General features: G+C 60.2%; 1 protein-coding gene and 1 pseudogene. One reads left to right on the top strand and one right to left on the bottom strand.

Translation table 11 applies throughout. From position 1 onward, the window contains the following. A pseudogene (locus DU29_RS1000000132765) lies at nucleotides 1-168 on the top strand (Mrp/NBP35 family ATP-binding protein); the annotation flags it as partial. A gap of 182 nt (nucleotides 169-350) precedes the next feature. Here the strand turns inward: DU29_RS1000000132765 and DU29_RS01000000130815 are convergent. Beyond that, nucleotides 351-543: SDR family oxidoreductase (locus tag DU29_RS01000000130815; protein WP_033051171.1), on the bottom strand; the 193-nt coding region annotated here is incomplete at its 5' end.

The following is a 543-nucleotide window of genomic DNA, read 5'->3' as shown; positions in this document are numbered from 1 at the left end:
ATGGCCATCCGCGAGCAGGCCGACGGCGGCAAACCAACGGTGATCGCCGAACCGGACAGCCCTGTCGCCATGGTTTACCAGGAACTCGCCCGGCATGTCGGCGCGCGGATTGTGTTGCAGGAAGCGGCATCGCCGGCGATGCCGACTATCACCATCAGCGACGATTGATTTACAGAAAGGATCGCAGCCTCATCATGTAGCAGCTGCCGAAATGTAGCAGCTGCCGAAATGTAGCAGCTGCCGAGGCACGAGGCTGCGTTGGGTTGCGTAGCGGCCCCCAGGGCGGTCCTTCGGACGCGCAACGCAGCCTCGTGCCTCGGCAGCTGCTACAGTGAAGTGGTGGTCTTGCGTTAAATCCGCAACCCGCCGTCCATCTCCAGAATCCGCCCGGTGTAATAGTCATTCTCGAAAATGTACGCCGCCGAATGAGCGATTTCCTCGGGCTTGCCCATGCGCTTGAGCGGTATTCCGGCGGTCATTTTATCCAGCGCTTCCGGCCTCATGCCCAGCGTCATCTCTGTTTCGATAAAGCCTGGCGCAATG

Source organism: Pseudomonas sp. Ant30-3, assembly GCF_000690905.1.
In the GTDB taxonomy this organism is placed as follows: Bacteria; Pseudomonadota; Gammaproteobacteria; order Pseudomonadales; family Pseudomonadaceae; genus Aquipseudomonas.
Note: the sequence above shows the minus strand (reverse complement) of the source record. Positions and strands in the feature narration are given on the sequence as shown.